This window comes from Streptomyces sp. NPDC107454 (assembly GCF_055582885.1).
In genome coordinates this window covers 154,247-178,601 of record NZ_JBVJPA010000017.1, presented here as the reverse complement: position 1 = coordinate 178,601, position 24,355 = coordinate 154,247, and the positions used below count along the sequence as shown (strand labels likewise).

General features: G+C 70.6%; 27 protein-coding genes, 2 pseudogenes and 1 riboswitch. Of the genes and pseudogenes, 14 read left to right on the top strand and 15 right to left on the bottom strand.

The window, feature by feature from the left end; genetic code table 11:
• Window positions 1–71 precede the first annotated feature (71 nt).
• From ACZ69M_RS38330 to ACZ69M_RS38315, 4 genes are all read left to right on the top strand, one after another.
• The gene (locus ACZ69M_RS38330; RefSeq protein ID WP_470057334.1) at window positions 72–1,025 is read left to right on the top strand and encodes a cytochrome c oxidase assembly protein; all 954 of its coding nucleotides are present in this window, start codon (window positions 72–74) and stop codon (window positions 1,023–1,025) included.
• Between the two features lie 233 nt (window positions 1,026–1,258).
• Window positions 1,259–2,716, top strand: a complete 1,458-nt coding sequence (locus tag ACZ69M_RS38325) for a DUF6777 domain-containing protein (RefSeq protein WP_470057332.1) — start codon at window positions 1,259–1,261, stop codon at window positions 2,714–2,716.
• Window positions 2,717–2,752: 36 nt separating this feature from the next.
• Window positions 2,753–4,945, top strand: coding sequence for a serine/threonine-protein kinase (locus ACZ69M_RS38320; protein ID WP_470057330.1), 2,193 nt, complete (start codon window positions 2,753–2,755; stop codon window positions 4,943–4,945).
• A gap of 95 nt (window positions 4,946–5,040) precedes the next feature.
• Complete coding sequence (locus tag ACZ69M_RS38315) at window positions 5,041–5,199, top strand: hypothetical protein (RefSeq protein ID WP_352046719.1); 159 nt, start codon at window positions 5,041–5,043, stop codon at window positions 5,197–5,199.
• A 17-nt stretch (window positions 5,200–5,216) separates the two neighbouring features.
• Here ACZ69M_RS38315 and ACZ69M_RS38310 read toward each other — a convergent pair whose 3' ends face one another.
• From ACZ69M_RS38310 to ACZ69M_RS38295, 4 genes are read right to left on the bottom strand one after another with little or no spacing between them, the layout of a single operon-like run.
• Window positions 5,217–6,431 (bottom strand): sensor histidine kinase, encoded by a 1,215-nt coding sequence (locus ACZ69M_RS38310; RefSeq protein WP_470057327.1) that lies wholly within the window; start codon window positions 6,429–6,431, stop codon window positions 5,217–5,219.
• Between the two features lie 28 nt (window positions 6,432–6,459).
• Window positions 6,460–8,205, bottom strand: a complete 1,746-nt coding sequence (locus tag ACZ69M_RS38305) for a sodium/solute symporter (RefSeq protein WP_470057325.1) — start codon at window positions 8,203–8,205, stop codon at window positions 6,460–6,462.
• A gap of 3 nt (window positions 8,206–8,208) precedes the next feature.
• Window positions 8,209–8,568 (bottom strand): hypothetical protein, encoded by a 360-nt coding sequence (locus tag ACZ69M_RS38300; protein WP_352046716.1) that lies wholly within the window; start codon window positions 8,566–8,568, stop codon window positions 8,209–8,211.
• 14 nt (window positions 8,569–8,582) lie between these two features.
• Window positions 8,583–9,338: a LytR/AlgR family response regulator transcription factor gene (locus ACZ69M_RS38295; protein WP_470057323.1), complete on the bottom strand. Its 756-nt coding sequence runs from the start codon at window positions 9,336–9,338 to the stop codon at window positions 8,583–8,585.
• A gap of 119 nt (window positions 9,339–9,457) precedes the next feature.
• On the opposite strand from ACZ69M_RS38295, the gene ACZ69M_RS38290 reads away from it, so the two are divergent.
• From ACZ69M_RS38290 to rocD, 3 genes are all read left to right on the top strand, one after another.
• Complete coding sequence (locus ACZ69M_RS38290; protein ID WP_266580697.1) at window positions 9,458–9,970, top strand: Lrp/AsnC family transcriptional regulator; 513 nt, start codon at window positions 9,458–9,460, stop codon at window positions 9,968–9,970.
• 123 nt (window positions 9,971–10,093) lie between these two features.
• Window positions 10,094–10,915 carry a dimethylargininase gene (gene ddaH / locus ACZ69M_RS38285; protein WP_352046715.1) on the top strand — a complete coding sequence of 274 codons (822 nt, stop codon included), beginning with the start codon at window positions 10,094–10,096 and terminating at the stop codon, window positions 10,913–10,915.
• Window positions 10,912–12,162 (top strand): ornithine--oxo-acid transaminase, encoded by a 1,251-nt coding sequence (gene rocD / locus ACZ69M_RS38280; protein ID WP_470057320.1) that lies wholly within the window; start codon window positions 10,912–10,914, stop codon window positions 12,160–12,162. The genes ddaH and rocD overlap by 4 nt, the downstream gene beginning before the upstream one ends.
• Window positions 12,163–12,284: 122 nt before the next feature.
• On the opposite strand, the pseudogene ACZ69M_RS38275 reads toward rocD, so the two are convergent.
• Window positions 12,285–12,429: pseudogene (locus ACZ69M_RS38275) on the bottom strand (RidA family protein); the annotation flags it as partial.
• Between the two features lie 143 nt (window positions 12,430–12,572).
• Between ACZ69M_RS38275 and ACZ69M_RS38270 the strand changes: the two are divergent.
• Window positions 12,573–12,953 carry a winged helix-turn-helix transcriptional regulator gene (locus ACZ69M_RS38270; RefSeq protein ID WP_470057318.1) on the top strand — a complete coding sequence of 127 codons (381 nt, stop codon included), beginning with the start codon at window positions 12,573–12,575 and terminating at the stop codon, window positions 12,951–12,953.
• A 58-nt stretch (window positions 12,954–13,011) separates the two neighbouring features.
• Here ACZ69M_RS38270 and ACZ69M_RS38265 read toward each other — a convergent pair.
• Window positions 13,012–13,113: pseudogene (locus tag ACZ69M_RS38265) on the bottom strand (short-chain fatty acyl-CoA regulator family protein); the annotation flags it as partial.
• A gap of 4 nt (window positions 13,114–13,117) precedes the next feature.
• On the opposite strand from ACZ69M_RS38265, the gene ACZ69M_RS38260 reads away from it, so the two are divergent.
• Window positions 13,118–13,252 (top strand): hypothetical protein, encoded by a 135-nt coding sequence (locus ACZ69M_RS38260; RefSeq protein ID WP_470057316.1) that lies wholly within the window; start codon window positions 13,118–13,120, stop codon window positions 13,250–13,252.
• A 97-nt stretch (window positions 13,253–13,349) separates the two neighbouring features.
• On the opposite strand, the gene ACZ69M_RS38255 is transcribed toward ACZ69M_RS38260, so the two are convergent.
• Window positions 13,350–13,859, bottom strand: a complete 510-nt coding sequence (locus ACZ69M_RS38255; RefSeq protein WP_470057314.1) for a GNAT family N-acetyltransferase — start codon at window positions 13,857–13,859, stop codon at window positions 13,350–13,352.
• Between the two features lie 26 nt (window positions 13,860–13,885).
• Here ACZ69M_RS38255 and ACZ69M_RS38250 point away from each other — a divergent pair, with 26 nt between their 5' ends.
• Window positions 13,886–14,404: a CGNR zinc finger domain-containing protein gene (locus ACZ69M_RS38250; protein ID WP_470057312.1), complete on the top strand. Its 519-nt coding sequence runs from the start codon at window positions 13,886–13,888 to the stop codon at window positions 14,402–14,404.
• A gap of 110 nt (window positions 14,405–14,514) precedes the next feature.
• Window positions 14,515–15,240, top strand: coding sequence for a lysophospholipid acyltransferase family protein (locus ACZ69M_RS38245; RefSeq protein WP_352046705.1), 726 nt, complete (start codon window positions 14,515–14,517; stop codon window positions 15,238–15,240).
• 60 nt (window positions 15,241–15,300) lie between these two features.
• Here the strand turns inward: ACZ69M_RS38245 and ACZ69M_RS38240 are convergent, their stop codons facing one another.
• From ACZ69M_RS38240 to ACZ69M_RS38205, 8 genes are all read right to left on the bottom strand, one after another.
• On the bottom strand, window positions 15,301–16,899 hold the full coding sequence (locus ACZ69M_RS38240) for an alpha/beta hydrolase (RefSeq protein ID WP_470057310.1): 1,599 nt from the start codon (window positions 16,897–16,899) through the stop codon (window positions 15,301–15,303).
• A gap of 133 nt (window positions 16,900–17,032) precedes the next feature.
• Window positions 17,033–17,794, bottom strand: a complete 762-nt coding sequence (locus ACZ69M_RS38235) for an urease accessory protein UreD (protein WP_470057308.1) — start codon at window positions 17,792–17,794, stop codon at window positions 17,033–17,035.
• Complete coding sequence (gene ureG / locus ACZ69M_RS38230; protein WP_470057306.1) at window positions 17,791–18,474, bottom strand: urease accessory protein UreG; 684 nt, start codon at window positions 18,472–18,474, stop codon at window positions 17,791–17,793. Before ureG ends, ACZ69M_RS38235 begins: the two co-directional genes overlap by 4 nt.
• Window positions 18,475–18,561: 87 nt before the next feature.
• Window positions 18,562–19,236, bottom strand: coding sequence for an urease accessory protein UreF (locus ACZ69M_RS38225; RefSeq protein WP_470057304.1), 675 nt, complete (start codon window positions 19,234–19,236; stop codon window positions 18,562–18,564).
• Window positions 19,236–20,957, bottom strand: coding sequence for an urease subunit alpha (locus ACZ69M_RS38220; protein ID WP_470057302.1), 1,722 nt, complete (start codon window positions 20,955–20,957; stop codon window positions 19,236–19,238). The genes ACZ69M_RS38225 and ACZ69M_RS38220 overlap by 1 nt, the downstream gene beginning before the upstream one ends.
• Complete coding sequence (locus ACZ69M_RS38215) at window positions 20,950–21,261, bottom strand: urease subunit beta (RefSeq protein WP_054228979.1); 312 nt, start codon at window positions 21,259–21,261, stop codon at window positions 20,950–20,952. Before ACZ69M_RS38215 ends, ACZ69M_RS38220 begins: the two co-directional genes overlap by 8 nt.
• Before the next feature lie 16 nt (window positions 21,262–21,277).
• A complete protein-coding gene (locus ACZ69M_RS38210; RefSeq protein ID WP_054229180.1) occupies window positions 21,278–21,580 on the bottom strand; it encodes an urease subunit gamma in 303 nt (100 codons plus the stop codon).
• Between the two features lie 268 nt (window positions 21,581–21,848).
• Window positions 21,849–22,127 carry a type II toxin-antitoxin system Phd/YefM family antitoxin gene (locus ACZ69M_RS38205; protein WP_060902456.1) on the bottom strand — a complete coding sequence of 93 codons (279 nt, stop codon included), beginning with the start codon at window positions 22,125–22,127 and terminating at the stop codon, window positions 21,849–21,851.
• A 201-nt stretch (window positions 22,128–22,328) separates the two neighbouring features.
• On the opposite strand from ACZ69M_RS38205, the gene ACZ69M_RS38200 reads away from it, so the two are divergent.
• The 3 genes from ACZ69M_RS38200 (at window position 22,329) to ACZ69M_RS38190 (ending at window position 24,307) form a co-directional block, all read left to right on the top strand.
• Window positions 22,329–22,985 carry an ATP-dependent Clp protease proteolytic subunit gene (locus ACZ69M_RS38200; protein ID WP_470057299.1) on the top strand — a complete coding sequence of 219 codons (657 nt, stop codon included), beginning with the start codon at window positions 22,329–22,331 and terminating at the stop codon, window positions 22,983–22,985.
• A gap of 7 nt (window positions 22,986–22,992) precedes the next feature.
• Window positions 22,993–23,298 (top strand): hypothetical protein, encoded by a 306-nt coding sequence (locus ACZ69M_RS38195; RefSeq protein WP_470057297.1) that lies wholly within the window; start codon window positions 22,993–22,995, stop codon window positions 23,296–23,298.
• A gap of 377 nt (window positions 23,299–23,675) precedes the next feature.
• A riboswitch (cyclic di-AMP (ydaO/yuaA leader) is annotated at window positions 23,676–23,830 on the top strand.
• A 3-nt stretch (window positions 23,831–23,833) separates the two neighbouring features.
• A complete protein-coding gene (locus tag ACZ69M_RS38190) occupies window positions 23,834–24,307 on the top strand; it encodes a C40 family peptidase (protein WP_351610425.1) in 474 nt (157 codons plus the stop codon).
• Window positions 24,308–24,355 lie beyond the last annotated feature (48 nt).

Sequence of the window (24,355 nt, the reverse complement as noted above, 5' to 3'; positions counted from 1 at the left end):
CGTCGTGGCCGGGGTCAGTCCTACTCTGGTTCGGACAGACAGCGCACAACGTACGAATCAGGAGCCGGCGGATGGATCACAGCGGGCACGGCATGACCATGGATCTGCCGCCGTTCACGCTGGGGCGGGGGCTCGAGTGGTCCGCGGACCCGTTCTTCCTCGTCGCCTGCCTGGTGGGACTCGGCCTGTACGGCTGGGGAGTCGTGCGGCTCGCGCGGCGCGGTGACAAGTGGTCGGTCGGGCGGACCATCGCCTTCGTGCTCGGCGTGCTGACCGTGATGCTCGTGATGTGCACCAAGCTGAACGACTACGGCATGGTCATGTTCAGCGTGCACATGGTGCAGCACATGGTGATCAGCATGCTCTCGCCGATCCTGATCCTGCTCGGAGCGCCGATCACACTGGCGCTGCGCGCACTGCCGGTGGCCGCCACGCGAGGCAACAAGGGTCCGCGTGAACTGCTGCTGATGTTCCTGCACAGCCGCTACATGCGGATCATCACGCATCCCGCGTTCACGATCCCGCTGTTCATCGCGAGCCTGTACGCGCTGTACTTCTCCCCCATCTTCGACTTCCTGATGGGCTCCAAGGCCGGGCACATCGCGATGATGTGCCACTTCCTCGCCGTCGGCCTGGTCTTCTTCTGGCCGATCATGGGCGTCGACCCCGGACCGCACCGGCCGGGCTATCTGATGCGGATGCTGGAGCTGTTCGCGGGCATGCCGTTCCACGCGTTCTTCGGTATCGCGCTGATGATGGCGTCCGCGCCGATGGTGGAGACGTACAAGAACCCGCCCGCATCGCTCGGCATCGACGCGCTCTCCGACCAGAGCGCCGCGGGCGGCATCGCCTGGGCGTTCAGCGAGATCCCCTCCGTCCTCGTGCTGATCGCGCTGCTCTTCCAGTGGTACGCCTCCGAGAAGCGGCAGGCCCGCCGCACGGACCGGGCCGCCGACCGCGACGGCGACAAGGAACTCGAGGCGTACAACGCCTATCTGGCCTCACTCAACGCACGCGGCCGCTGAATTAACTTTGCAATTCACCTTGCGTGCAGGGCTTTTCGGTTCAGTAGCATGGGGGGACAACGGGGGAAACCGCAGGGGGAGCGGTCATGTCAATTCGTGTGTCCATGCAAAGGGCGGGGATTTCCGTCGCCCGAAGGCTCGCTCTACTGCTGGTTTCCGTACTGATAGTCAGCGGATGCAGCAAATCCGATCAGTTGTTCGTAGTGCGGGCCGTGGCGGCGGGGGTTTCCTCGGTGTCCCCCTTCTTCAAGGAGGACCGACAGCTCGGCACGGACATCCATCTGCCCGAGGCCCGGCCCAGCGGTGGTGTGCAGGCCAGTAACAGCCCCGGGCTGTACGGCGGGGCCCCTGACGGCAGCGGCGGAAGCGGTTCACCGGCGCCGGAACCCGGTACCGCGCCAGGCACAGGCACCGGCGTGTGGGGCGGCACCACGAAACCCGGCACCTGCGCCGTGGCGAAGTTGAAGAAATTCCTCACCGACCCCAAGAACTCGGCGAAGGCCCAGGAATGGGCGCGGGTCCTGCATATAAGCACCGATCAGATCCCGAGTTACATCGATCAACTCACACCCGTCGTACTGCGTCACGACACTCTCGTGACGAATCACGACTACAAGAACGGCAAGGCGGTTTCGTACGCCGCACTGCTGCAGGCCGGAATCGCCATTCTGGTCGACCAACAGGGACTGCCCGCGGTGAAGTGCTCCTGCGGCAATCCGCTGCTCCCCTTCGAGGGAAAGGCCTCGAAGACCGACGTGCGGTTCAAGAACGGCAACAAGAAATGGGCCGACTACCGGCAGGACCACGTCGTGGTGGTCGAGCCGCCGCCCGGGGCGCGGGAGATCCACAAGCTCCAGCTCGTCGACGTGCACAACCCCGACCGGGGGATCGCCCGCCCGGTGGGCAGCGACGGCAGCCAGGACAAGTCCTTCGACACCCAGCAGAAGCACGCCGTGCCACCGGTCACCGGCATGACCTTCGCCGAGGCGACCCGGCGGCTGACCGACGCGGGGCTGGGCATGTCGTACGCCGGTGACACCCTGCCGGCCGACGACGCCCAGGTGACGGCGTCCCGGCCGGCCGAGGGCAGCCAGGTCGCCTGGGGCACGTCGGTCGTCCTGTCGACGCCGTCCGACAGCCCGCCCGAGAGCGGCGGTGGTCCGACCACGCCGTCGGATTCCGGCACGGGCACGGGCGGCACGAGCGGAGCGGGCGGCACCAGCGGAGCGGGCTCGGATCCCGGGACGACCTCGCCCACTCCGTCCGGGGGATCGTCCGGCCCCTCCTCCGGCGGCCCGTCCGGCAGCGCGTCGGCGGGCAGTGCCTCGCCGTCCGGCAGCGGCACCGGGTCGGGTGTCCCCACGGATACGGGCACCTCCACCCCCACGAAGCCCGCCACGCCCACGGTCACCTCCACGGACACTAGCGGCGGAACGGGCGGCGGAACGACGTCGTCCCCGTCACACACCTCTCCGACCGTCTCACCCACGAGCAGTGCCCCGATCACCCCCACGGCCACTGCCCCGACCGTGCCGACGACCGAACCGACCTCGCACCAGCCGACCTCGACCAGGCCCACCGTCAGCAGCGCGCCGCCGCCGAGTGAGCCCGTGTCGAGCACACCGCCCGCCCCGGTCGACCCGGGTACGAGCGACTCCGCTCCCGGTGCGCCCACCGAGAGCGCGGCCTGACCCGCGTACGACAACGCAGAACCCGGGGGCAACCGGATGACAGCAGGATCAGCGCAGTCGGGAGTGGGCCGGATCATCGACGGCCGGTATCTGCTGCTGAAGCAGGTCGGCTCCGGCGGGATGGGCCACGTCTGGCTCGCCCACGACCAGCGGCTCGACTGTGACGTGGCGCTCAAGGAGATCAGGTTCCGCGATGTCCGGGAAGGGAGTGAGGAGCACGAGTCGCGGATCGCGCGCGCCCGCGCCGAGGCCCGGCACGCGGCGGTGCTGCGCGGCCACCCGCACGTGGTGACGGTCCACGACGTCCTGGAGCACGACGGCCTGCCGTGGATCGTCATGGAGTACGTGGCGGGCGCCGAGGACCTGCGGGCCTGGCGGGCCCGGCGCGGCCCACTCGCCCCCGACGAGTGCGCCCGGGTCGGCCTCGCGGTGCTGGACGCGCTGACCGCCGGGCACGAGCGCGGCATCATGCACCGGGACGTCAAACCGGCCAACATCCTGCTCGCCCCGGACCGCGCGGGCACCCCCGGCGCGCGCATCCTCCTCACCGACTACGGCGTCTCGGTCCAGCCGGACTCCCCCGAGACCCGCTGGACCCGTACCTCCGTCCTGGTCGGCACGGCCGGCTATCTGGCACCGGAACGGGCTCAGGGCGGGCAGCCGACCGCGGCGTCCGACCTGTTCTCGCTGGGCTGCACGCTGTACTTCGGTGTGGAGGGCCACGGCCCCTTCGACCGCGACAGCCACCTCGGCGCGCTCGCCGCGGTGGTCTCGGAGGAGGCGCCGCCCTCCCCTCGGGCCGGTGCGCTGGGGCCGATCATCGACGCGCTGCTGGTCAAGGACCCCGGCCTGCGGATCTCCGCGGAGCGGACGGCGGCGGCGCTGGCCCGGATCATCCTGCCCGAGCCCCATCCGCCGACCCAGGTCGACACCGGCTCGCAGCCCGCGTGGGCGGGGCTCGTCACCTCCGACGGGCCCGGCGGTCCGGCGCCACCGAGCCGGTCCCCGGGCGGCCCGTCCAGGGACCACGACTACGCGCCGCCCGCACACGACCAGAGCCCGTCCCCCGCCCGGGACCAGGGACCTGCCCGAGATCAGGGGCTGCCCCAGGACCAGGGGCCGGTCCAGAACCAGGGGCCGGCCCGGGATCAGGGTTTCGCGGCGCCGGGTTCGTACGTCCCCACGGCCCAGGCCTCTCCCGCGCCGGCGCACCACGCGGCGTACACACCCATGGCGCAGGCAGTCGGCACCCGTGCCGGTACCCCGACCGCGTACGCGCCGAGCCCGGGTCAGGGCTTCGGTCCGCCGACCCCGCACCCCCCGCAGCGCGGTGCCGGTTTCGGTCCGCCCAGTTATCTGGGCCCTGCCGCACCCGCCCCGGATCCCGGCGGGGGGCGCCGCAGGCGGACGGTGCTCCTCCAGGTGACCGCGGCACTGCTCCTCGCGCTGTCGCTGACGGCGGGAGTGATCTGGGGTATGGCCCGGTACGGCGGAACGCGGACGCCCATAGCCCCGTACGGCGCCCAGGTCGGGCTCTCCGCACCGCTCAAGAAGGGCGACTGCGTACTGAGCGACCCGTCCCCCGCACCGTCCTCGGGTACCCCGCGTCTGCAACTGGATCCGAGCTGCGGAGCGCTGCGCCCCGATGGGCAGGTGATGGAGCTGTACAAGGCCCGCTCCTTCGAGGAGGCCGGCAGCGACGGACCGGACCAGTGCGCGGAGCGGACGAAGGCGACCGCCGACAAACTCGCCTGGCACGTCCAGAGCCTGGCCGTGGTGCCCACCCGCGAGGGCTTCGACGCCACCGGCGGCAACGTCGCATGCCTGCTGGTCGGGAAGCACGGTCCGGTGTACGGCAGGCTCGGCGGCCTCCGCCCGTACGGGATGGCGTTCGCGGACGCGACCCAGATGCAGCAGGACGACTGCCTCGGCCATGTCCGCGGGGACGCGAGCGAATACACCCACTACGAGCTCGTCTCCTGCGACCAGGACCATGTGGGCCGGGTCTTCCGGATCACGCACCTCACGACCCTCACACCCGGCCAGAAGCCCGATGCCGAGGCGGACGCGCAATGCGCGGCCGACGCCCCGCCACAGCAACGCGGCTATCCCGCCGACACCTATGTGAGTCATGGCCTGCGCAGCACAGGACTGTGGAGGAAGGGGTACTACCTGGTGGTCTGCAGCATCGAGCGTCTGGACAAGGCCCTCATGCACGGAGGCCAATAGCACACCCGGCCCTGGCGAACCACGCCCGTTCGGGTGAAAATGGGCGCAGGCCACGGCCCGCGTCGCGGACCCCGCCGGGAGAAGGGTGTACTGCGATGCCCGGTTCGACGAAGGCGATGGGGGTGCTCACCGTCGGCGGACTCGTCATGGTGACGGCCTACACGGTGGCGCTCGGCAGCAACGGCTGGCTGTGGTTCGGCTGGGTGGTACTCGGTCTGCTCACGGTCGGCATGGTCGCCTCACGCAACGCCTGACCGCGCGCGGGTCACTGTCACTGCCTGGGCAGCGGTCCCGCCGAGTGCACCCCCGGCTGGTACTTGGGCAGCCGGGCGGTGATCTTCATGCCCGCTCCCACCGCGGTCTCGATGACGAGGCCGTACTCGTCCCCGTACACCTGGCGGAGCCGGTCGTCGACGTTGGACAGTCCGATGCCGCCGGAGGGGCTCACCTCCCCGGCGAGGATGCGGCGCAGCCGGTCGGGGTCCATTCCGGTGCCGTTGTCCTCGATCACGACCAGCGCCTCGGCGCCCGCGTCCTGGGCGGTGATGCTGATGTGGCTCTTGTTCGGCTTGTCCGCCTTGCCCTCCAGCCCGTGTTTGACGGCGTTCTCCACGAGGGGCTGGAGACAGAGGAAGGGCAGCGCGACCGGCAGCACCTCGGGGGCGATCTGCAGGGTGACCGAGAGGCGGTCGCCGAAGCGGGCTCTGACCAGCGCCAAGTAGTGGTCGATGGCGTGCAGTTCGTCGGCGAGGGTGGTGAAGTCGCCGTGCCTGCGGAACGAGTAGCGCGTGAAGTCGGCGAATTCCAGGAGCAGTTCGCGGGCGCGCTCGGGGTCGGTGCGGACGAACGAGGCGATCACCGCGAGCGAGTTGAAGATGAAGTGCGGGGAGATCTGGGCGCGCAAGGCCTTGATCTCGGCCTCGATCAGACGGGTGCGGGACTGGTCGAGGTCGGCGAGTTCCAGTTGCACGGAGACCCAGCGGGCGACCTCACCCGCGGCCCGGACGAGGACGGCGGACTCGCGGGGCGCGCAGGCGACGAGCGCTCCGTGGACGCGGTCGTCGACGGTGAGCGGTGCGACGACGGCCCAGCGCAGGGAGCAGTCGGGCTCGTCGCACTTCAGCCGGAAGGCCTCGCCGCGGCCGGTCTCCAGGGGGCTGCCGAGCCGTTCCATGATCTCGGTGCGGTGGTGCTCCCCCAGGCCGTCCCAGGCGAGGACGGTGTCCTGGTCGGTGAGGCACAGGGCGTCCGTGCCGAGCAGGGTGCGCAGTCGTCGGGCGGACTTGCCGGCGGTCTCGCCGGTGAGGCCCGCGCGCAGTGGGGGCGCGGCCAGCGAGGCGGTGTGCAGGGTCTCGAAGGTGGCGTGTTCGACGGGGGTGCCGAGGCCGCCGAGGTTCTCGGGCCGCGCGGTACGCCTGCCGAGCCAGAAACCGGCGGCGAGCAGCGGGAGCACGGCGACGCAGAGGCCCGCCAGGAATCCGCTCATGCCGTCACCGCCCCGCTCGACGATCCGCTCATGCCTTGGCCTCCCCGCGTGCGTCGGCGTCCGCACGCCTGTCTCCTCCGGCCAGTTCTTCCGGCAGGTGGAACCGGGCCAGGATCGCCGCCGTCCCGGCCGGCACCCGTCCGGCCGTGGCCAGCGACACCAGGATCATGGTGAGGAACCCGAGCGGCACCGACCAGAGCGCGGGCCACGCGAGCAGTGCGTGCAGCGCGCCCGAGCCCGGATAGCCCGCCATGGTCGCGGCGACGGCGACGAAGGCGGCGCCGCCGCCGACGAGCATTCCGGCGGCCGCGCCCGGCGGGGTCAGCCGCCGCCACCAGATGCCGAGGACGAGCAGCGGGCAGAAGGAGGACGCGGACACGGCGAAGGCGAGTCCGACGGCGTCGGCGACGGGCAGTCCGCCGACGATCACGCTCGCCGCGAGGGGTACCACCATGGCGAGTACGGTGCCCAGCCGGAAGTGGCGTACGCCGCGCGAGGGCAGCACGTCCTGGGTGAGCACCCCGGCCACCGCCATGGTCAGTCCGGACGCGGTCGACAGGAACGCCGCGAAGGCCCCGCCCGCCACGAGCGCGCCCAGGAGATCCGCGCCGAGCCCGCCGATCACGCGGTCGGGCAGCAGCAGGACGGCGGCGTCGGCGTTCCCGGTGAGGCTCAGTTCGGGGGCGTACAGGCGGCCGAGTGCCCCGTAGACGGGCGGCAGCAGGTAGAACGCGCCGATCAGGCCGAGGACGGCGACCGTGGTGCGGCGGGCCGCGACGCCGTGCGGGCTGGTGTAGAAGCGGACGACGACGTGCGGAAGTCCCATCGTGCCGAGGAAGGTGGCGAGGATCAGTCCGTACGTGGCGTACAGCGGGCGTTCCTCGCGGCCCGCCGCGAGCGAGGTCGACATGCCGCCGTTGCTGCCCCGGTCGGCGGCCGGGACGGGGTCACCCTTGGCGAAGGTCAGCCGGGTGCCGCGCTCGATGTGGTGGACGCCCGCGGGAAGTCGCAGCCGCTCGCCGTCGTAGCGGTGGCCGTCGACCTTGCCGGTGACCGTGACGCCCAGCGGGGCCGAGAGCCGCAGGTCGAGGCCGGCGTCGATGCGCACGACGCGCTGCTCGCGGAAGGTCGCGGGTTCGGCGAAGGCCTGGCGCGGGGCGCCGTCGGCCTGCCAGGCGAGGACCAGGAAGAGTGCGGGGACCAGGAGGGCGGTGAGCTTGAGCCAGTACTGGAAGGCCTGCACGAAGGTGATGCTGCGCATGCCTCCGGCGGCGACGGTGGCGACCACGACGACCGCGACGAGCACCCCGCCGAACCAGTCGGGCGCGTCGGTCAGGACGGCCAACGTCAGCCCGGCCCCTTGCAGTTGGGGCATCAGATACAGCCAGCCGACCCCGACCACGAAGGCACCGGCGAGGCGTCGCACGGCCGGTGAGCCGAGGCGTGCCTCCGCGAAGTCGGGCAGGGTGTACGCGCCGGAGCGGCGCAGCGGGGCCGCGACGAACAGGAGCAGCACGAGATAGCCGGCCGTGTAGCCGACGGGGTACCAGAGCATGTCGGGGCCCTGGACGAGGACGAGGCCCGCGATGCCGAGGAAGGAGGCGGCGGAGAGGTACTCGCCGCTGATCGCGGCCGCGTTGAGCCGGGGGCCCACGGTACGTGAGGCGACGTAGAAGTCGGAGGTCGTCCGGGAGATGCGCAAGCCGAACGCGCCGACCAGGACGGTCGCCACGACGACGAGGGCGACGGCGGGGACGGCGTAGTTCTGATTCACGGCTCAGCGGTCCTCGACCAGGCGCACGAAGTCCTTCTCGTTGCGCTCCGCGCGCCGCACGTACCAGCGGGCGAGCAGGACCAGGGGTGGGTAGACGCAGAAGCCGAGCACGGCCCACTCCAGGCTCGCGCCGTCCGGCATCGCGGCGAAGACCAGGGGCAGTGGCCCGACCAGCAGGACCAGTACGGCGAACACGACCAGTGCGGTGCGGAGTTGACTGCGCATCAGGGAGCGGACGTAGGTGTGGCCGAGCGTGGTCTGTTCGTCGATCTCGGTCCTGGGCCGGTAGTAGCCGGAGGTGCGGCGGGTGCGCCGGGGTACCCCGGTGACGACCACCCGGCGTTCGGTCGGGTCCTGCGGCACGCCGTCTCCCCCTCTCAGCTCGTGGTCCGGCGCATCAGCAGATCGCGCAGTTCGCGGGCGTGCCGACGGCTGACCTGGAGTTCGACGGAGTCGACGAGGACGCTCACGGTGCCCGCGTCCAGGCGGAGTTCGCCGATGTGGCGCAGGGCGACGAGATGGCGCCGGTGGATGCGGACGAAGCCGCGTGAGCGCCAGCGTTCCTCCAGGGTGGAGAGCGGGATGCGGACGAGATGGCTGCCCTGGGCGGTGTGCAGACGTGCGTAGTCGCCGTGTGCTTCGACGTGGGTGATGTCCTCGACGGCCACGAAGCGGGTGACGCCGCCGAGTTCGACGGATATGTGGTCCGGATCGGGCTCGTGGACGGGTATCCGCGGTGCGGTGTCCTGGAGTTGGGCGGCCCGTCGGACGGCTTCGGCCAGCCGTTCCCGCCGTACCGGCTTGAGGACGTAGTCGACGGCCTTGAGGTCGAAGGCCTGGACGGCGAAGCCCTCGTGGGCGGTGACGAACACGACGAGCGGCGGTGAGGCGAAGCCGGTGAGCAGCCGGGCGAGGTCGAGCCCGTCGAGTCCGGGCATGTGGATGTCGAGGAAGACGACGTCGATGGCTTCGGACCCGCCGGGTCCGGATTCCAGGGCCCGGTTGATCCGGCGCAGCGCCTCGGTCGCGTCGCTCGCGCCCTCGGCGCTGGAGATCCGGGGATCGGCGTTCAGGAGGTAGAGGAGTTCCTCGAGGGACGGTTGTTCGTCGTCGACGGCGAGCGCGCGCAGCATGACAGTGGAGTGTAGGAGCGATCGGCATGCCTGGACATGTGCGGGACGTGGACGTCGTCGCTGGAGATGCGGACGTTGTCGCTGGTTGCGTGGACGTTGTCGCTGGATACAGTGCCGCCATGAACAGCAAGCCCGCGATGTTCGACGAACTCGACCGCAAGATCATCACGGCCCTGATGGCCAACGCCCGGACGAGCTTCGCCGAGATCGGCACGGCGATCGGACTGTCGGCGACCGCGGTCAAGCGCCGTGTAGACCGGCTGCGCGAGACCGGTGTGATCACCGGGTTCACGGCCACGGTGAAGCCGACGGCGCTCGGCTGGCGCACCGAGGCGTACGTCGAGGTGTACTGCGAGGGCGCGGCGCCGCCCCGGCGGCTCGCGGAGGTGGTCCGCAACCATCCGGAGATCACCGCGGCCATGACGGTGACGGGCGGCGCGGACGCGCTGCTCCATGTGCGGGCCACGGATGTGGACCACTTCGAGGAGGTGCTGGAGCGGATCCGCACCGAACCCTTCATCCGGAAGACGATCAGCTACATGGTGCTGTCGCATCTGCTGCCGGAGGCCCCGGAGGCGGGCGCCACCCACGCGGCCCCACAGGATGCGCAGGACGCATCAAACCTGCGTTGACCTGAGCGATTACGCAGCGATGCTGCGCACATACGCAGCTCTCGTCGCTTGTCCCCCGTATCCCCCGTTTCCTACCTTGGAGGCACCCCCAGTCGACACCGCAGGAAGCGGAGGAACCTCTCTGTGCCCGACAGCCGTGTGCCGCGCCCTCGGCGCTTTCTCGTCTGCGAACCCAGACACTTCGCCGTGCAGTACGCGATCAATCCCTGGATGCATCCCGACGCCCACGTGGACGTCGATCTGGCCCGTGACCAGTGGGCGGCGCTGATCGGCGCCTACCGGGCCCACGGCCACACCGTGGACACCGTGGAGCCCGTGGCGGACCTCCCGGACATGGTGTTCGCGGCGAACTCCGCGCTCGTCCTGGCGGGCCGGGTCTTCGGCTCGTACTTCCACGCGCCGCAGCGCCGCCCCGAGTCCACCGCGTACGAGACCTGGTTCAAGGCGGCCGGTTTCGACGTCTACCGTCCCGAATCCGTCTGCGAGGGCGAGGGCGACCTCGTCCCGGTGGGCAGGTACGTACTGGCCGGCACCGGATTCCGTACGACCCCGGAGGCGCACCGCGAGGTGCAGGAGTTCTTCGGCGTCCCGGTGGTCAGCCTCCAACTGGTGGACCCGCGCTTCTACCATCTGGACACGGCACTCTTCGTCCTGGACGACGGGCCCGAGGCCAACATCGCGTACTACCCGGAGGCGTTCTCGCCCGGCAGTCGCGAGGTCCTGACCCGGCTCTTCCCGGACGCGGTGCTCGCGACCCGTGAGGACGCGTTCACCTTCGGCCTGAACTCCGTCTCCGACGGCCGCCACGTGTTCATCGCGCCGCGCGCCGAGGCCCTCGCCGACCGGCTCGCCCGCCACGGCTACGTCCCCGTCCCCGTCGACCTCTCCGAGTTCCACAAGGCCGGCGGTGGCATCAAGTGCTGCACCCAGGAGATCCGCTCATGACCGCTCCCGCCCGTACGCTCGCGTCCTCCGCCGCCGGTCCGCGCTCCTCCGCCGACCTGATCCGCGCCGAGGAGCCCGTCCTCGCGCACAACTACCACCCGCTTCCCGTGGTCGTCGCCCACGCGGAGGGCACCTGGGTCGAGGACGTCGAGGGCCGCCGCTACCTCGACATGCTGGCGGGCTATTCGGCCCTCAACTTCGGCCACCGCAACCCGGTGCTGATCGACGCGGCCCACCGTCAGCTGGACCGGCTGACGCTCACCTCGCGCGCCTTCCACAACGACCGGCTGGCCGAGTTCGCCGAGTCGCTGGCCGAGTTGACCGGCCTGGACATGGTCCTGCCGATGAACACGGGCGCGGAGGCGGTGGAGAGCGCCATCAAGGTGGCCCGCAAATGGGCGTACGAAGTGAAGGGCGTCGCACCGGACCGGGCGACGATCGTCGTGGCCGCGGACAACTTCCACGGCCGTACGACGACGATCGTGAGCTTCTCGACGGACGAGACGGCCCGCGCCGGCTTCGGCCCCTTCACCCCGGGCTTCCGCGTCGTCCCGTACAACGACCTCGCCGCGCTGGAGGCGGCCGTCGACGAGACGACCGCGGCCGTGCTGATCGAGCCCATCCAGGGCGAGGCGGGCGTCGTGATCCCGGACGACGGCTACCTGGCCGGTGTCCGGGAGCTGACCCGGCGCGCCGGCTGTCTGTTCATCGCGGACGAGATCCAGTCCGGTCTGGGCCGCACCGGCACCACGCTCGCCGTGGAACACGAGGAGGTCGTCCCCGACCTGCTCCTGCTGGGCAAGGCACTCGGCGGCGGCATCGTGCCGGTGTCGGCGGTGGTCGGCCGCCGGGACGTGCTCGGGGTGCTGCGGCCCGGTGAGCACGGCTCGACCTTCGGCGGCAATCCGCTGGCCGCGGCGGTCGGCTCCGCGGTCGTAGGACTCCTGGAGACCGGTGAATACCAGAGCAGGGCGGCCGAGTTGGGCGTGGTCCTGCGGGACGGTCTGACGGCGCTCGTGGGCCGGGGCGTGGAGGGCTTCCGCTCTCGCGGGCTCTGGGCGGGCGTCGACATCGACCCTGCCATCGGCACCGGGCGCGAGATCAGCGAGGGCCTGATGCGCGAGGGAGTTCTGGTCAAGGACACCCACGGATCCACGATCCGGCTGGCCCCGCCGCTGACCATCACCGGTGAGGAACTCCACTCCGCCCTGGGCGCCTTGGAGAAGGTGCTGTCACAGGGGGTCTGACACCGGCCCCGGACGCCGGCGGCGGCAGCCGACCCGGTGGGCACGCCGTGCCCCCGCCGAGATGCCGCCGCCCGTTCACCGACTGCACCGGACGGACGGCGCGGCCGCGCCGGGACGGTGCCGAGGTCACCTTCGCCGACCGTGACCCTCGGTGTCCCAGGCGACCTGCCCGGCGATGGAGACGAGCTTCGACCCGGTCACGATCGCCACCTGCCGGTACACCGGGATCTTCGGCAGTCCGCCGGGGTTCCCCAGGGTGATGGCCATGCTGTCTACCTCCTTGCCATGAGCGCCCATGAGCTCGCGTCCACCGAGCCAAGAGGCCCCCCGGTCTCCTTCGGTTACTTAGGAATCGTAGGAGAGTGGCCACTGACCTGGAAGAACGCACTTTTCGGTGACTGGGGAACCTTATGGCGACCAAGCAGTTCAGCGGCTCGCCCGAAGACGCGGACCTGAGGCGCGCGGACTCATTGGCGCGGGAGATCTTCTCCGACGTCGCCAACAAGTGGGCGTTCCTGATCATCGAGGCTCTCGGGGAAGGCACCCTACGCTTCACCGAGCTGCGCAACGAGATCGAGGGCATCAGTCACAAGATGCTCACCCAGAACCTGCGCATGCTGGAGCGCAACGGCCTCATCGAGCGCCGCGTGCACCCCACCGTGCCGCCGCGGGTCGAATACACCCTCACCGCATCGGGCCAGGGCCTTCGCGCCACGGTCGATGCCATGTGCGGCTGGACCCGCCGGTACCTCAGCGACATCGAGGCCGCCCGCCGCCGCTTCGACACCTGACGGCCGGAGCACTCACACGCTCGCGTCCCCGCCGGGCGCCTCCCCGTTGCCCTCGAGGCGAAGGGCCGACCACCGGGTACGGGACGCACGTGCTGTCGTTCTCGTCGACTCTCAGTCGCCGGCCGAGCGGGGGTACGGCACGCTGGGGACAGCGGCGGCGGCGGATGACGAAGTGGTTCGACACCAACCACCACTACCTGGCGCCCGAGTTGGGCCAAGCCCGCGCTCTCGGCCTCACCGCGCGCCCCAACCTGGTCACCGCGGCCCGGACGGTCCGCGTGGCGCTGTCCGTGTCCTGAGCTCGTACGACGGGCCGGGAGAGCGCGCCCACCGCTTTCCCGGCCCACCGGCGACCCGCCGCACCACAAGCCCCGCGCCCTCATGGCGGCCGGTGGCTCACGGGCGCCAGTACAGCGCGGGGTCGGGGTGGTTGGTGAAGCCGAGTTCGCGGTACAGCGGTTCGCCCTCGGCGGAGGCGTACAGATCCACTCGGGCGACCTCACGTTCCCCGAGCCAGTCGAGCAGGCCCCGCATGATCGAGCGGCTGTGACCGCGGCGCCGGTACGACGGGTCGGTGACCACGCCGATCACGTGCCCGATCCGGCCGTTGCGCAGATGCGGGCCGGGCAGCCGCTGCTCGATGGTGGCGATCCCACAGGCGGCCAGGCCACGGTCGCCGTCGCCGTCGCTGTCACCGTCCACCACGAGGATGCGCACGGCATCCGCGGTCAGCTGTTCCTTCAGCACCACGGCCAGGGCGTCCAGCCAGTCGTCGTCCGCCGACGCGGGGCTGAAGAAGTGACCGCCGAGGTTCTCGAACAGCAGGGCCCGCAGACGTACGAGCTCCACCAGGTCGTACTCCACCGCCTGCCGCACGGCCGGCCCGTTTCCTTTGCGTTGTCCCATGCCGACCAGACTGATGTAATGGTCTTATGCATCTCAACCCTTACGGCGAGGATGCCGTGAACCTGGCCGCCGATCTGGCCAACCGCCGCCCGGCCGGCGCCGAGGAGCTCGCCGAGCGGTGCCGCGCCGCCGGGCTGGTGCTGGAGAACCCGGCCACTCCCCAGGACCTCGACCGCGCCCGGGACGCGCTGGAGGCGTGGGAGGAGGTCGTCGATGCCACCGACGAACAGGAACGCGCCGAGCTGCTCAACCGGATGCTGGCGGCGGCCGCCGCCCACCCGAGGATGACCAACCACGCCGGCAGCGGCTGGCACCTGCACTTCCGCGACGACCGGCAGACACTCGGCTCCATACTGTTCTCACTCATCGCCGTGGGTACCGCACTGCACCTGACCGGACGGGGCATGCACCGCCTCCGGCGCTGCGCCGTGAGCGAGTGCACCACGATCTTCGCCGATACCTCCCGCACCGGACGGCAGCGGTACTGCTCCCCACGCTGCGCCAACCGCGACGCGGTACGCCGCCACCGGGCACGCGGCCTTTGACGAGCGTCATGAGCGGCCCCTATCCCCCACGTGGTCAGTAGAGCATCCTCAGGGATGAAGTCCGGAAGAACGCGGCCCCAGAGCCGATTCGGTAGAGTTGGAGAGAACCCGTGTTTTACTACGTGCTCAAATACGTGCTTCTGGGTCCACTGTTGAGGCTGGTGTTCCGGCCTCGGATCGAGGGCCTTGAGCACATACCGGCGTCGGGTCCCGCCATCGTGGCCGGCAACCATCTCTCGTTCTCGGACCACTTCCTGATGCCCGCGATCCTGAAGCGGCGGATCACCTTCCTGGCGAAGGCCGAGTACTTCACGGGACCCGGCATCAAGGGACGGCTGACGGCCGCCTTCTTCCGCAGCGCCGGGCAGATCCCGGTGGACCGCTCCGGCAAGGACGCGGGCCAGGCCGCGATCCGCGAGGGACTGGGCGTGCTGCGCAAGGACGAACTGCTCGGCATCTACCCGGAGGGGACGCGTTCGCACGACGGGCGCCTCTACAAGGGCAAGGTCGGCGTCGCGGTCATGGCACTGAAGGCCGGGGTTCCGGTCATCCCCTGCGCCATGATCGGCACCTTCGAGGCGCAGCCGCCGGGCCAGAAGATCCCGAGCCTCCACCCCGTGGTGATCCGCTTCGGCAAGCCCCTCGACTTCTCCCGCTACGCCGGGATGGAGAACGAGAAGGCCATTCTGCGCGCCGTCACCGACGAGATCATGTACGCCATCCTCACCCTCTCCGAGCAGGAGTACGTCGACCGGTACGCGGCCGTGGTCAAGGCGGAGGAGGCGGCCGAGGTCGCGGCCCAGGCCCGCAAGTTCCCCCGGATACCGTTGAGTTGAGAGAGGCACGCAGGCAAAAGGGGCGGCCGGGGATCCGGCCGCCCCGCTGTGCGTGGGGTGTTACGGGGTCGGCGTGGCGTGCGGGGTGCACGTCACATCGGCCGCGTCCGTCTTGCCCGTGAGCAAGTAGGAGTCCACCCGGGTGTTGATGCACGGGTTGACCAGGCCGGTCACACCGTGCGAGCCCGCACCGTTCTCGGTGATCAGGCGGGAGCCCTTGAAACGCTTGTGCAGTTCGACGGCGCCGGGGTACGGGGTGGCGGCGTCACGCGTGGACTGCACGATCAGGACAGCGGGCAGACCCTTGCCGGTCTTGACGTTCACCGGGGTCTGCTGCTTGACCGGCCAGGTCGCGCAGGGCAGGTTCATCCACGCGTTGGCCCAGGTCATGAACGGGTAGCTCTTGTTGAGCTTCGTGTTGTCCTTGTCCCACTTCGACCAGCTGGTGGGCCACTTGGCGTCGGTGCACTCGACGGCCGTGTAGACGGCGTTGCCGTTCTCCGAGGTGATGTTGCCCGCGGTGTCGGACATGTCGGGGGCGGCGGCGTCGACGAGTGCCTGGGTGTCACCGGCGACGTACTTGCTGAACGCCGTCGCGACCGGCACCCACGACGAGTCGTAGTACGGGGCGCTCTGGAAGAAGGAGATCAGTTCGGCGGGGCCGACGACGCCACCGAGCGGGCTCTTCTTCGCGGTGGCACGCAGCTTCAGCCACTGGTCCTGGACCTTGGCGCGGGTGTCGCCGAGGTGGAAGGCGGCGTCGTTCTTGGCGACCCAGTCCTCCCAGTCCTTCCAGCGGCCCTCGAAGGCGATGTCCTGCTCCAGGTTCGCCTGGTACCAGATGTTCTCCTTCGCCGGGTTGACGACACTGTCGACGACCATGCGGCGGACGTGGCCCGGGAACAGGGTGCCGTAGACGGCGCCGAGGTAGGTGCCGTAGGAGACGCCCAGGTAGTTGAGCTTCTTCTCACCGAGTCCGGCCCGGATGACATCCAGGTCACGGGCGGTGTTGGGCGTGGTCATCTGCGCCAGCATCGCCTTGCCGCTGCGCTTGGCGCAGCCGTCCGCGTACGCGGCGGCAAGCTTGCGCTGAACGCGCTTGTCGGCCTCGGAGTCCGGCACCGGGTCGGCCTTGGGCGCCTTCACGAACTCCTGAGGGTCAATGCAGGAGATCGGGGCGGAGTGGCCGACACCACGCGGGTCGAAGCCCACGAAGTCGTACGCCTTCGAGGTGTTCACCCACAGGGGGTTCTTCGTGGTGACGCGGCGCGGGAAGCGCATGCCCGAACCGCCGGGGCCACCCGGGTTGTAGACGAGCGCGCCCTGGCGCTCCGCCTTGGTCCCGGTGTTCCCGATACGGTCGACGGCGAGCTTGATCTGCTTGCCGTAGGGGTGGGCGTAGTCGAGCGGGACGGAGACCCAGCCGCACTGGATCGGCTTCTCGAAGCCCCAGTCCGCAGGGCAGTCCTGCCAGTTGATCCCGGCCTTCGCGGCTCGGGCGGCGGCGATCGCCGCGCCGCGGGCCTCGCGGTCCTGACCGTGACGCGAGTCGGCGGTGGCCGACGGCGCCGCGACGGCTCCGGCTATCAGGGTCGCCGTGACGAGTGCTCCGGCCGAAGCGAACGCGGTCAGGCGTCTCGTCGGTCTCTTAGCCCTCAAGTGGGACCTCCCCGTACATCGTTGCGATTGGTACGGGGATCCTTTCTGCTGTGAGGTCCCTGAGAACAGGGGCGACCGGCCTTCTTTACCATTCCGATAACCGGAGTACCAAGTCCCGTTGAGCGGAGAGCACTTATCGGTCGAGTGCGCGCAAGGCCTCGTCCAGCACGCGCCGCAGTCGCAGCGCGTCCGGCGCCAGGGCGCTCACCAGGGCCGCGGGCCCGGCGAGCGGCATGAGAGCCGCGTACTCCCCCAACAGCCGCGCCTGCGGCGGCTCACTGTCGAACTCCGGTCGTACGACGACGAGCTGACCCAGTGCCCGATGTCCCCCGAGCCCCGCGGGACCGTCCCAGCCGCCGGGTGCGCCGGGACCGCACGACAGCTCCTGGTCCAGCAGCGGCCGTCCGTCGAGCCGTACGGTAAGACGACTGGTGAGCCGTCCGGGTTGCTCGCCGACGCGCCCGAGTACCTGCTCCTCCCGGAAGACGAGCCGAGCGCCCGAGCGGAGCTCGACGCGCGAGGACACATACAGGTCACTTCCCTGGGCGGAGATCAACTGCTCGGGCAGCCAGCGCAGTTCACCCCCGCAGGACACGTCGAGCCGCATGTCGTAGCGGGCCTCGCCCTTGGCCTGTCCCGGCAGGGCGATGGTCGCGGCGGCCGATCCGACGTGCAGCCGTGCTCCCTCCCCGACCTCCGCCTCCACGGCGAAGCGGTCACCGCCGAGCGGCCCGCTCATCGCCCCGACGAGCATGACGCGTGCCTCGTCCCCGCTCGCCCGGGTGCGCCGCAGGGCGAGCGGCCCCTCTCCCTCCAGCACGGGCAGCGCGGTACCACCACGCCCGTCGGCCCGAGCCCCGATCCGTGCGGTGGCCCGCACTCCCGCTGTGGTCATGCCGTCCACGCGGCCAGCCGCTCCCGCACCCACTCGGCGACGGACGTCACCCCGGCCTCGGTCCGCAGCGACTGGAAGACGACGGGCAGTTCGGCCCGCTGCGCCTTGGCGTCGGCGGCCATCCGTCCCAGGTCGGACCCCACGTACGGCGCGAGGTCGGTCTTGTTGACGACGAGCAGGTCGGCGGTGGTGACGCCGGGCCCGCCCTTGCGCGGAATGTCGTCCCCGCCCGCCACGTCGATGACGAAGACCTGCGCGTCCACCAGTCCCTTCGAGAACGTCGCGGTGAGGTTGTCACCCCCGGACTCGACGAGGATGAGGTCCAAGGGCCCCACCTCGTCCTCCAGGTCCTCCACCGCTTCGAGGTTCGCGGAGATGTCGTCCCGGATCGCGGTGTGCGGGCACGCCCCCGTCTCCACGGCGGTGATCCGCTCCGGCGGGAGCACGGCCTCCCGCAGCAGGAACTCGGCGTCCTCCCGTGTGTAGATGTCGTTCGTGACGACCGCGAGCGACAGCTCCTCCCGCAGCGCCCGGCAGAGCGCGGCGACGGTCGCCGTCTTCCCGGACCCGACGGGCCCACCGAGCCCGATGCGCAGAGCGCGCCGCGAACCGTCGGGCCGGCGAGCGTCGGCACCGACGGCGGAGGCCCCGTCGCGGGAGTGATCGTGGTCGAGATGCATGATGGCGGCTCCGAGGTGTGGTCTTTCAGGCCTGTACGGGGGTTTGGGGGCGGAGCCCCCAGGAGGCGGGAACGGGCGGCGATCCACCTACGACGCGAAGAGCCGCACAGCCCAACCGGCATGCGCCTGCGCACTGATCTCCAGCAACGGCGCCGACGCCGACGGCAACGCGTCGACCCCACCGTCGACCGCCTTCCGCGCCGCGTCGGCCGCCGCACGCGCCACGACGTCCAGCTCCGGCGCGAGCCGGGCCAGCACCCCCGTGGCGTCGAACGGATCAAGGCTCAGCAAGCGCACGGTCGCGGTCGCCGGACCACTGACGCTCTCGTACGCGCAGCAGTACGCGGCGTCCTCGGGCCCGAGCCCGGCGGCCCGCGCCGCCAGTCCCAGGACGACCGGCTGATGCGCTCCCTTGGGAAAGGCCCGCGCCAGCGCGTCGAGTTCCCCGGACGGCCAGGTCGCCCGAGCCGCCCGCATCAGCTGCCGCCCGAGCCGCCGCGCGGCGACCCGCAGAGCGGGCGACGGCGTGCGCGCGTCCGCGGCCGAGTCCAGCAGCGCCGGATCGACCCCGAGCGCGGCCGCCGCGGCCAGGGCGGCCGACACCAGCCCCGCCGTCTGCAGTCGCCCCCGGCAGAAGTCCTCCAGGCCGGCCGCCCCGCTGATCCGCCCGGCCTTGACCGCCGCCTCGGCCCCGCCGGAGTGGGCGTGCCCTCCGGCGGGGAAGCGGCCGTCGGCCAGGACGAGTAGTGCCGCGCGGGACATCAGAAGAGGAAGTAACGCTGGGCCATGGGCAGTTCGGAGGCCGGGGTGGCCTCGACCAGCTCCCCGTCGATGTGCACGGCGAAGCTGTCGGGATCGACCCGTACGCGCGGCCGGGCGTCGTTCTCCCGCATGTCGGCCTTGGTCACCCCACGCGTCGAGTCGATCGCCACGAACCGTTTCCCCAGCGAGAGCCGTTCCGGCAGTCCGTCCTCGATGGCGAGCGGCGCCACGAAGTTGAACGAGTTCGAGGCGGGTGCCCGTCCGATCGCCCCGAACATCGGCCGGGGCAGGATCGGTTGCGGTGTCGGGATGGACGCGTTGGCGTCGCCCATCTGCGCGTACGCGATCTGCCCGCCCTTGATGACGAGCTGCGGCTTGACCCCGAAGAACGCGGGCTCCCACAGGACGAGGTCGGCCAGCTTGCCGGTCTCGACGGAGCCGATCTCGCGGGCGAGACCCTGCGCGAGCGCCGGGTTGATCGTGTATTTGGCGACATAGCGACGTACGCGGTGGTTGTCCGCGCGCCCGTCACCGGGGAGGGCGCCGCGCCGCCGCTTCATCACATGGGCCGTCTGCCAGGTCCGCATGATGACCTCGCCGACCCGGCCCATCGCCTGCGCGTCGGACGAGATGATCGAGATGGCGCCCAGGTCGTGCAGGATGTCCTCGGCCCCGATGGTGGAGGGCCGGATGCGGGATTCGGCGAAGGCCAGGTCCTCCGGGACGGCCGCGTTGAGGTGGTGACAGACCATCAGCATGTCGAGGTGTTCCTCGGCGGTGTTGACGGTGTACGGCCGGGTCGGGTTGGTGGAGCTGGGCAGTATGTGCGGCTCGGAGACCACGGTCATGATGTCCGGCGCGTGCCCGCCGCCCGCACCCTCGGTGTGGTACGCGTGAATACCACGACCGGCGATCGCGGCGAGCGTGTCGCCGACGAACCCGGCCTCGTTCAGGGTGTCCGTGTGGATGGCGACCTGGATACCGGTGCGGTCGGCGACGGTCAGCGCGGCGTCGATGACGGCGGGTGTGGAGCCCCAGTCCTCGTGCAGCTTGAGACCGAGCGCCCCGCCCCGGATCTGCGACAGCATCGCGTCGCGCGAGACGGTGTTGCCCTTGCCGAGCAGACCGAAGTTGAGCGGGTACTGCTCCATCGCCTCCAGCATCCGGGCGAGGTGCCAGGGGCCGGGAGTGACCGTCGTCGCCTTCGAGCCCTCGGCGGGACCGGTGCCGCCGCCGACCAGCGTCGTGATGCCGGAGGCGAGCGCCTCGTCGGCGATCTGCGGACAGATCAGGTGGACGTGCGCGTCGATGGCACCCGCGGTGACGATCCGTCCGTTGCCCGCGATGATCTCGGTCTCGGGGCCGATGACGAGGTCGGGGTGGACCCCGTCCATGGTGTCCGGGTTGCCGGCCTTGCCGATGCCGGTGATCCGGCCGTCGCGGATGCCGATGTCGGCCTTGACGATCCCCCAGTGGTCGACGATCACGACACCGGTGATGACCGTGTCCGGGGTGCCTTCCGCGCGCGTGGCGCGCGCCTGGCCCATGGATTCGCGGATGACCTTGCCACCGCCGAAGACGGCCTCGTCACCGGCGAGCCCGGGGCCGCCGGAACGGTCCTCCTCGATCTCGATCAGCAGGTCGGTGTCGGCGAGCCGGATGCGATCGCCGGTGGTGGGGCCGAACAGGTCGGCGTACGCGGCGCGCGAGAGCTCAGGCATCGAGGGCACCTCCGGTCTCCCCGCGCAGGCCGGGCACGACACGGGCGCCGGTGAGCGGAACGAGTTCGACGTCGACGGGGATCCCGGGCTCGAAGCGCACGGCGGTGCCGGCGGCGACGTTGAGCCGCTTGCCGCGCGCGGCGGCGCGGTCGAAGTCCAGACCGGGGTTGGCCTCGGCGAAGTGGTAGTGGGAGCCGACCTGGACGGGCCGGTCGGCGGCGTTGAGGACGGTCAGCCGGGTGACCTCGCGGCCCTCGTTGAAGGCGACGGGTCCATCGGCGAACAGGATCTCTCCGGGAATCATGGCTCTCGCTCCCCCGTCAGACGATCGGGTCGTGGACGGTGACGAGCTTGGTGCCGTCCGGGAAGGTCGCCTCGACCTGGACGTCGTGGATCATCTCGGGGATGCCCTCCATGACGTCGTCCCGGGTGAGGATCTTGCGTCCGGAGGACATCAGCTCGGCGACCGTACGGCCGTCGCGCGCGCCTTCGAGGATGTGCGACGTGATGAGGGCGACCGCCTCGGGGTGGTTCAGTTTGAGCCCGCGGGCCCGTCGCTTCTCGGCCACGTCGGCGGCCACATGGATCAGCAGCCTCTCTTGCTCGTGCGGGGTCAGTTGCACGGCGTCCCACCTCACAGTCCTCGCTCCGGACCGTGCGGGGTCCGGTGGCCGCTGCCACCAAAACCCCTGGTGGCGTGGATGGGCACGCTAGTTGGCCGTCGTTTCGAGGACGTTAACCGCACCGTGCTCCACACATGACCGACGGGGACGCTCCTGGGCCGTCGTCGAGGCCGCGGCCCGGGACGAGGCCATGGGCCGGACCGTATACGGCGCGACGGCCGCCCGCCCGCGACGCGGCCGTCACCCTCGCCGTCGCCGCCGAAGGGCCCTAGGAGGCGCCGTGTCCCCGGTGCTCCGCCGCGATGCCGAAGCGCTGGCGCTCACGCGGGGCGGACGCGACCTCGCGGACGCTGGAGAGGGAGCTGACCACCTGCTCGTCGGCGGACTCCGGGAGTTCCTCGAGCCGCTCCAGGTCGGCGGCGGAGACCAGGGCGACGAGGGGCTTGCCGTGCCGTGTCACCACGACGCGCTCGCCTCCGTACACCACCCGGTTGATCAGATCGGCGAGCTCAGCCCTGGCTTGCGTCACCGGAATCTCGTAGGCCATGCCCACCAGCTTAGACCGGGCCCCCGGCACCCCCGCAGAGCGGACGATCTCGTTCAGCTCCACCGAAAACGACCGTGCGCACGATCGGGCGACCCTCTTCTCCGGCGGCGCACCGGGATTTTCGCTGTCAGCCGAGCACCCCTCCCACGATCTGTACGTCCTGTACATTTTTTACAGAACCCTTCACAGGAGGCGCGTGCCATGAATGAACCGTCCGCCCGTCACGTCCTGCCCGAGTTCACCGAACGGACGAGCATGGGGCACCGGACCCTGGATCCGTACTCGAAGCTGCTCGACGAGCGGATCGTGTTCCTCGGGACGCCGATCGACGACACCTCGGCGAACGACGTGATGGCGCAGTTCATGCACCTCGAATACCTGGCGCCGGACCAGGACATCGCGCTGTACATCAACTCCCCCGGCGGCTCGTTCAGCGCGATGACGGCGATCTACGACACGATGCAGTTCGTCAGTTGCGACGTGGAGACCACCTGTCTGGGGCAGGCCGCGTCGGCCGCCGCCGTGCTGCTGGCCGGCGGCGCGCCGGGCAAGCGGTTCGCACTGCCGGGAGCCCGGGTGCTGATCCACCAGCCGTCACTTCCCGAGCCGGTACAGGGACAGGCGAGCGATCTGGCCCTCCAGGCCGAGGAGTTGATGCGCACTCGGAAGCTGCTGGAGGACATGCTCGTACGGCACACGGGGCAGAGTCCTGAACAGGTCGCCGCCGACATCGAGCGGGACAAGATCCTGGACGCTCAGGCCGCGTTGGCGTACGGACTGGTGGACGGGATCATCCCCAGCCGCAAGACCTCGCGCACCGCGCCCGGTGCGAGGAACGCCACACCCGACGCGAGGTGATCCGCCGATGGTGCCCGAACTGCCCCCGCTGCCCGCGCTGACGCGCGCCGAGGCCGAGCTGATCGACCGCTACCTCGACGTGGTCGACCTGCTGGGCCGTATCAACCCGGCCAGGCCCGGAGACACCTACCGCGGGCTGCGTGCCGCCCAGGCGCTGGTCGCCAAGGCCTCCGAGCTGCGGGACGCCCTCGCGCTGATGCACCAGCGCGGCGAGAGCGAGGTGCACGCGCCGACGCTGGCGCAGGCCCTGCGCGTCCTCGACGGTGAGCGGCGGGCGGCCCGCGTCACCCTGCCGCCCGACGCCGACAACTGACGCACCCACACCCGGGTCGCCGTGCGCGCCGAGTCGGCGAGGCGTCCGGCCCGGGGTTCAAACGGACCAGATGGTGTACCCCCTGATGGAGTAGTCAGGGGCCCCTTCGGGGAACCGAAAAAGTTGCGCAACGCGCGTAGCCCAGAGGCGGAATGAGACGCTCCGGTGCTGGTGGGCGCGTCGTCGGCGTGCCCAACATCGCCCGAACAGAGGGTCGTCCACCCGAACGGGTGAGTGGTGAGTAACGCCACAAATCGCCGGTTCCGCTCGGATTTTCTGACCGCTATGCGTGAAGATCCCTTCCGACGACAAGCCCCCGCCACAGCGGCGGGGCGGTCCGGGCGGACGCCGAGTCCTGCCGCTGCCCGGATGACCGGTCGACAGAAGTGCATCGGCAGGAGTGGAGGACCCAGCAAGACGGGTCGCCGGAGAGATCCGGGCGGTCCTTGGGGTGAAGCCGCGCAAGCGGCCGGGCTACTTCGCCAGCCCGAATCCGACAGGTCATCCTTCACAGGCGGCTGACGAAGGGTTGCGCATGACTGCGCTCAATCGTGTCCCGTCGCTGTGGACCCGGGCCGGTACGGCCTCGGCGCTCACCCTTGCCGCCGTGGGCGGCAGCCTCGTGGTTCCTGGCGTCGCGTCCGACGCCGAAGCGGCCACGCTGGCGACGAGGGCACTTCAGGTCGCGGCTTCCAAGAAGGGCTCCCCGTACCAGTACGGCGCCGCCGGACCACGCCGCTTCGACTGCTCCGGGCTCACGCTCTACTCGTACAAGAAGGCGGGCAAGACGCTGCCTCGTACGGCCGCGGCGCAGTACAACAAGACGCACCACATCTCCGCGTCCCACCGCAAGGCCGGAGACCTGGTGTTCTTCCACTCGGGCCGGAACGTGTACCACGTCGGCATCTACGCCGGGAAGGGAAAGATCTGGCACTCCCCGAAGACAGGGGAGGTCGTGAAGCTGCAGAAGATCTGGACGAAGAGCGTCTGGTACGGCCGGGTCAGCTGACCTGCCCGAGGGGGTGCCGCCGGCCGGCACCCCCTCGGGGTTCCACCC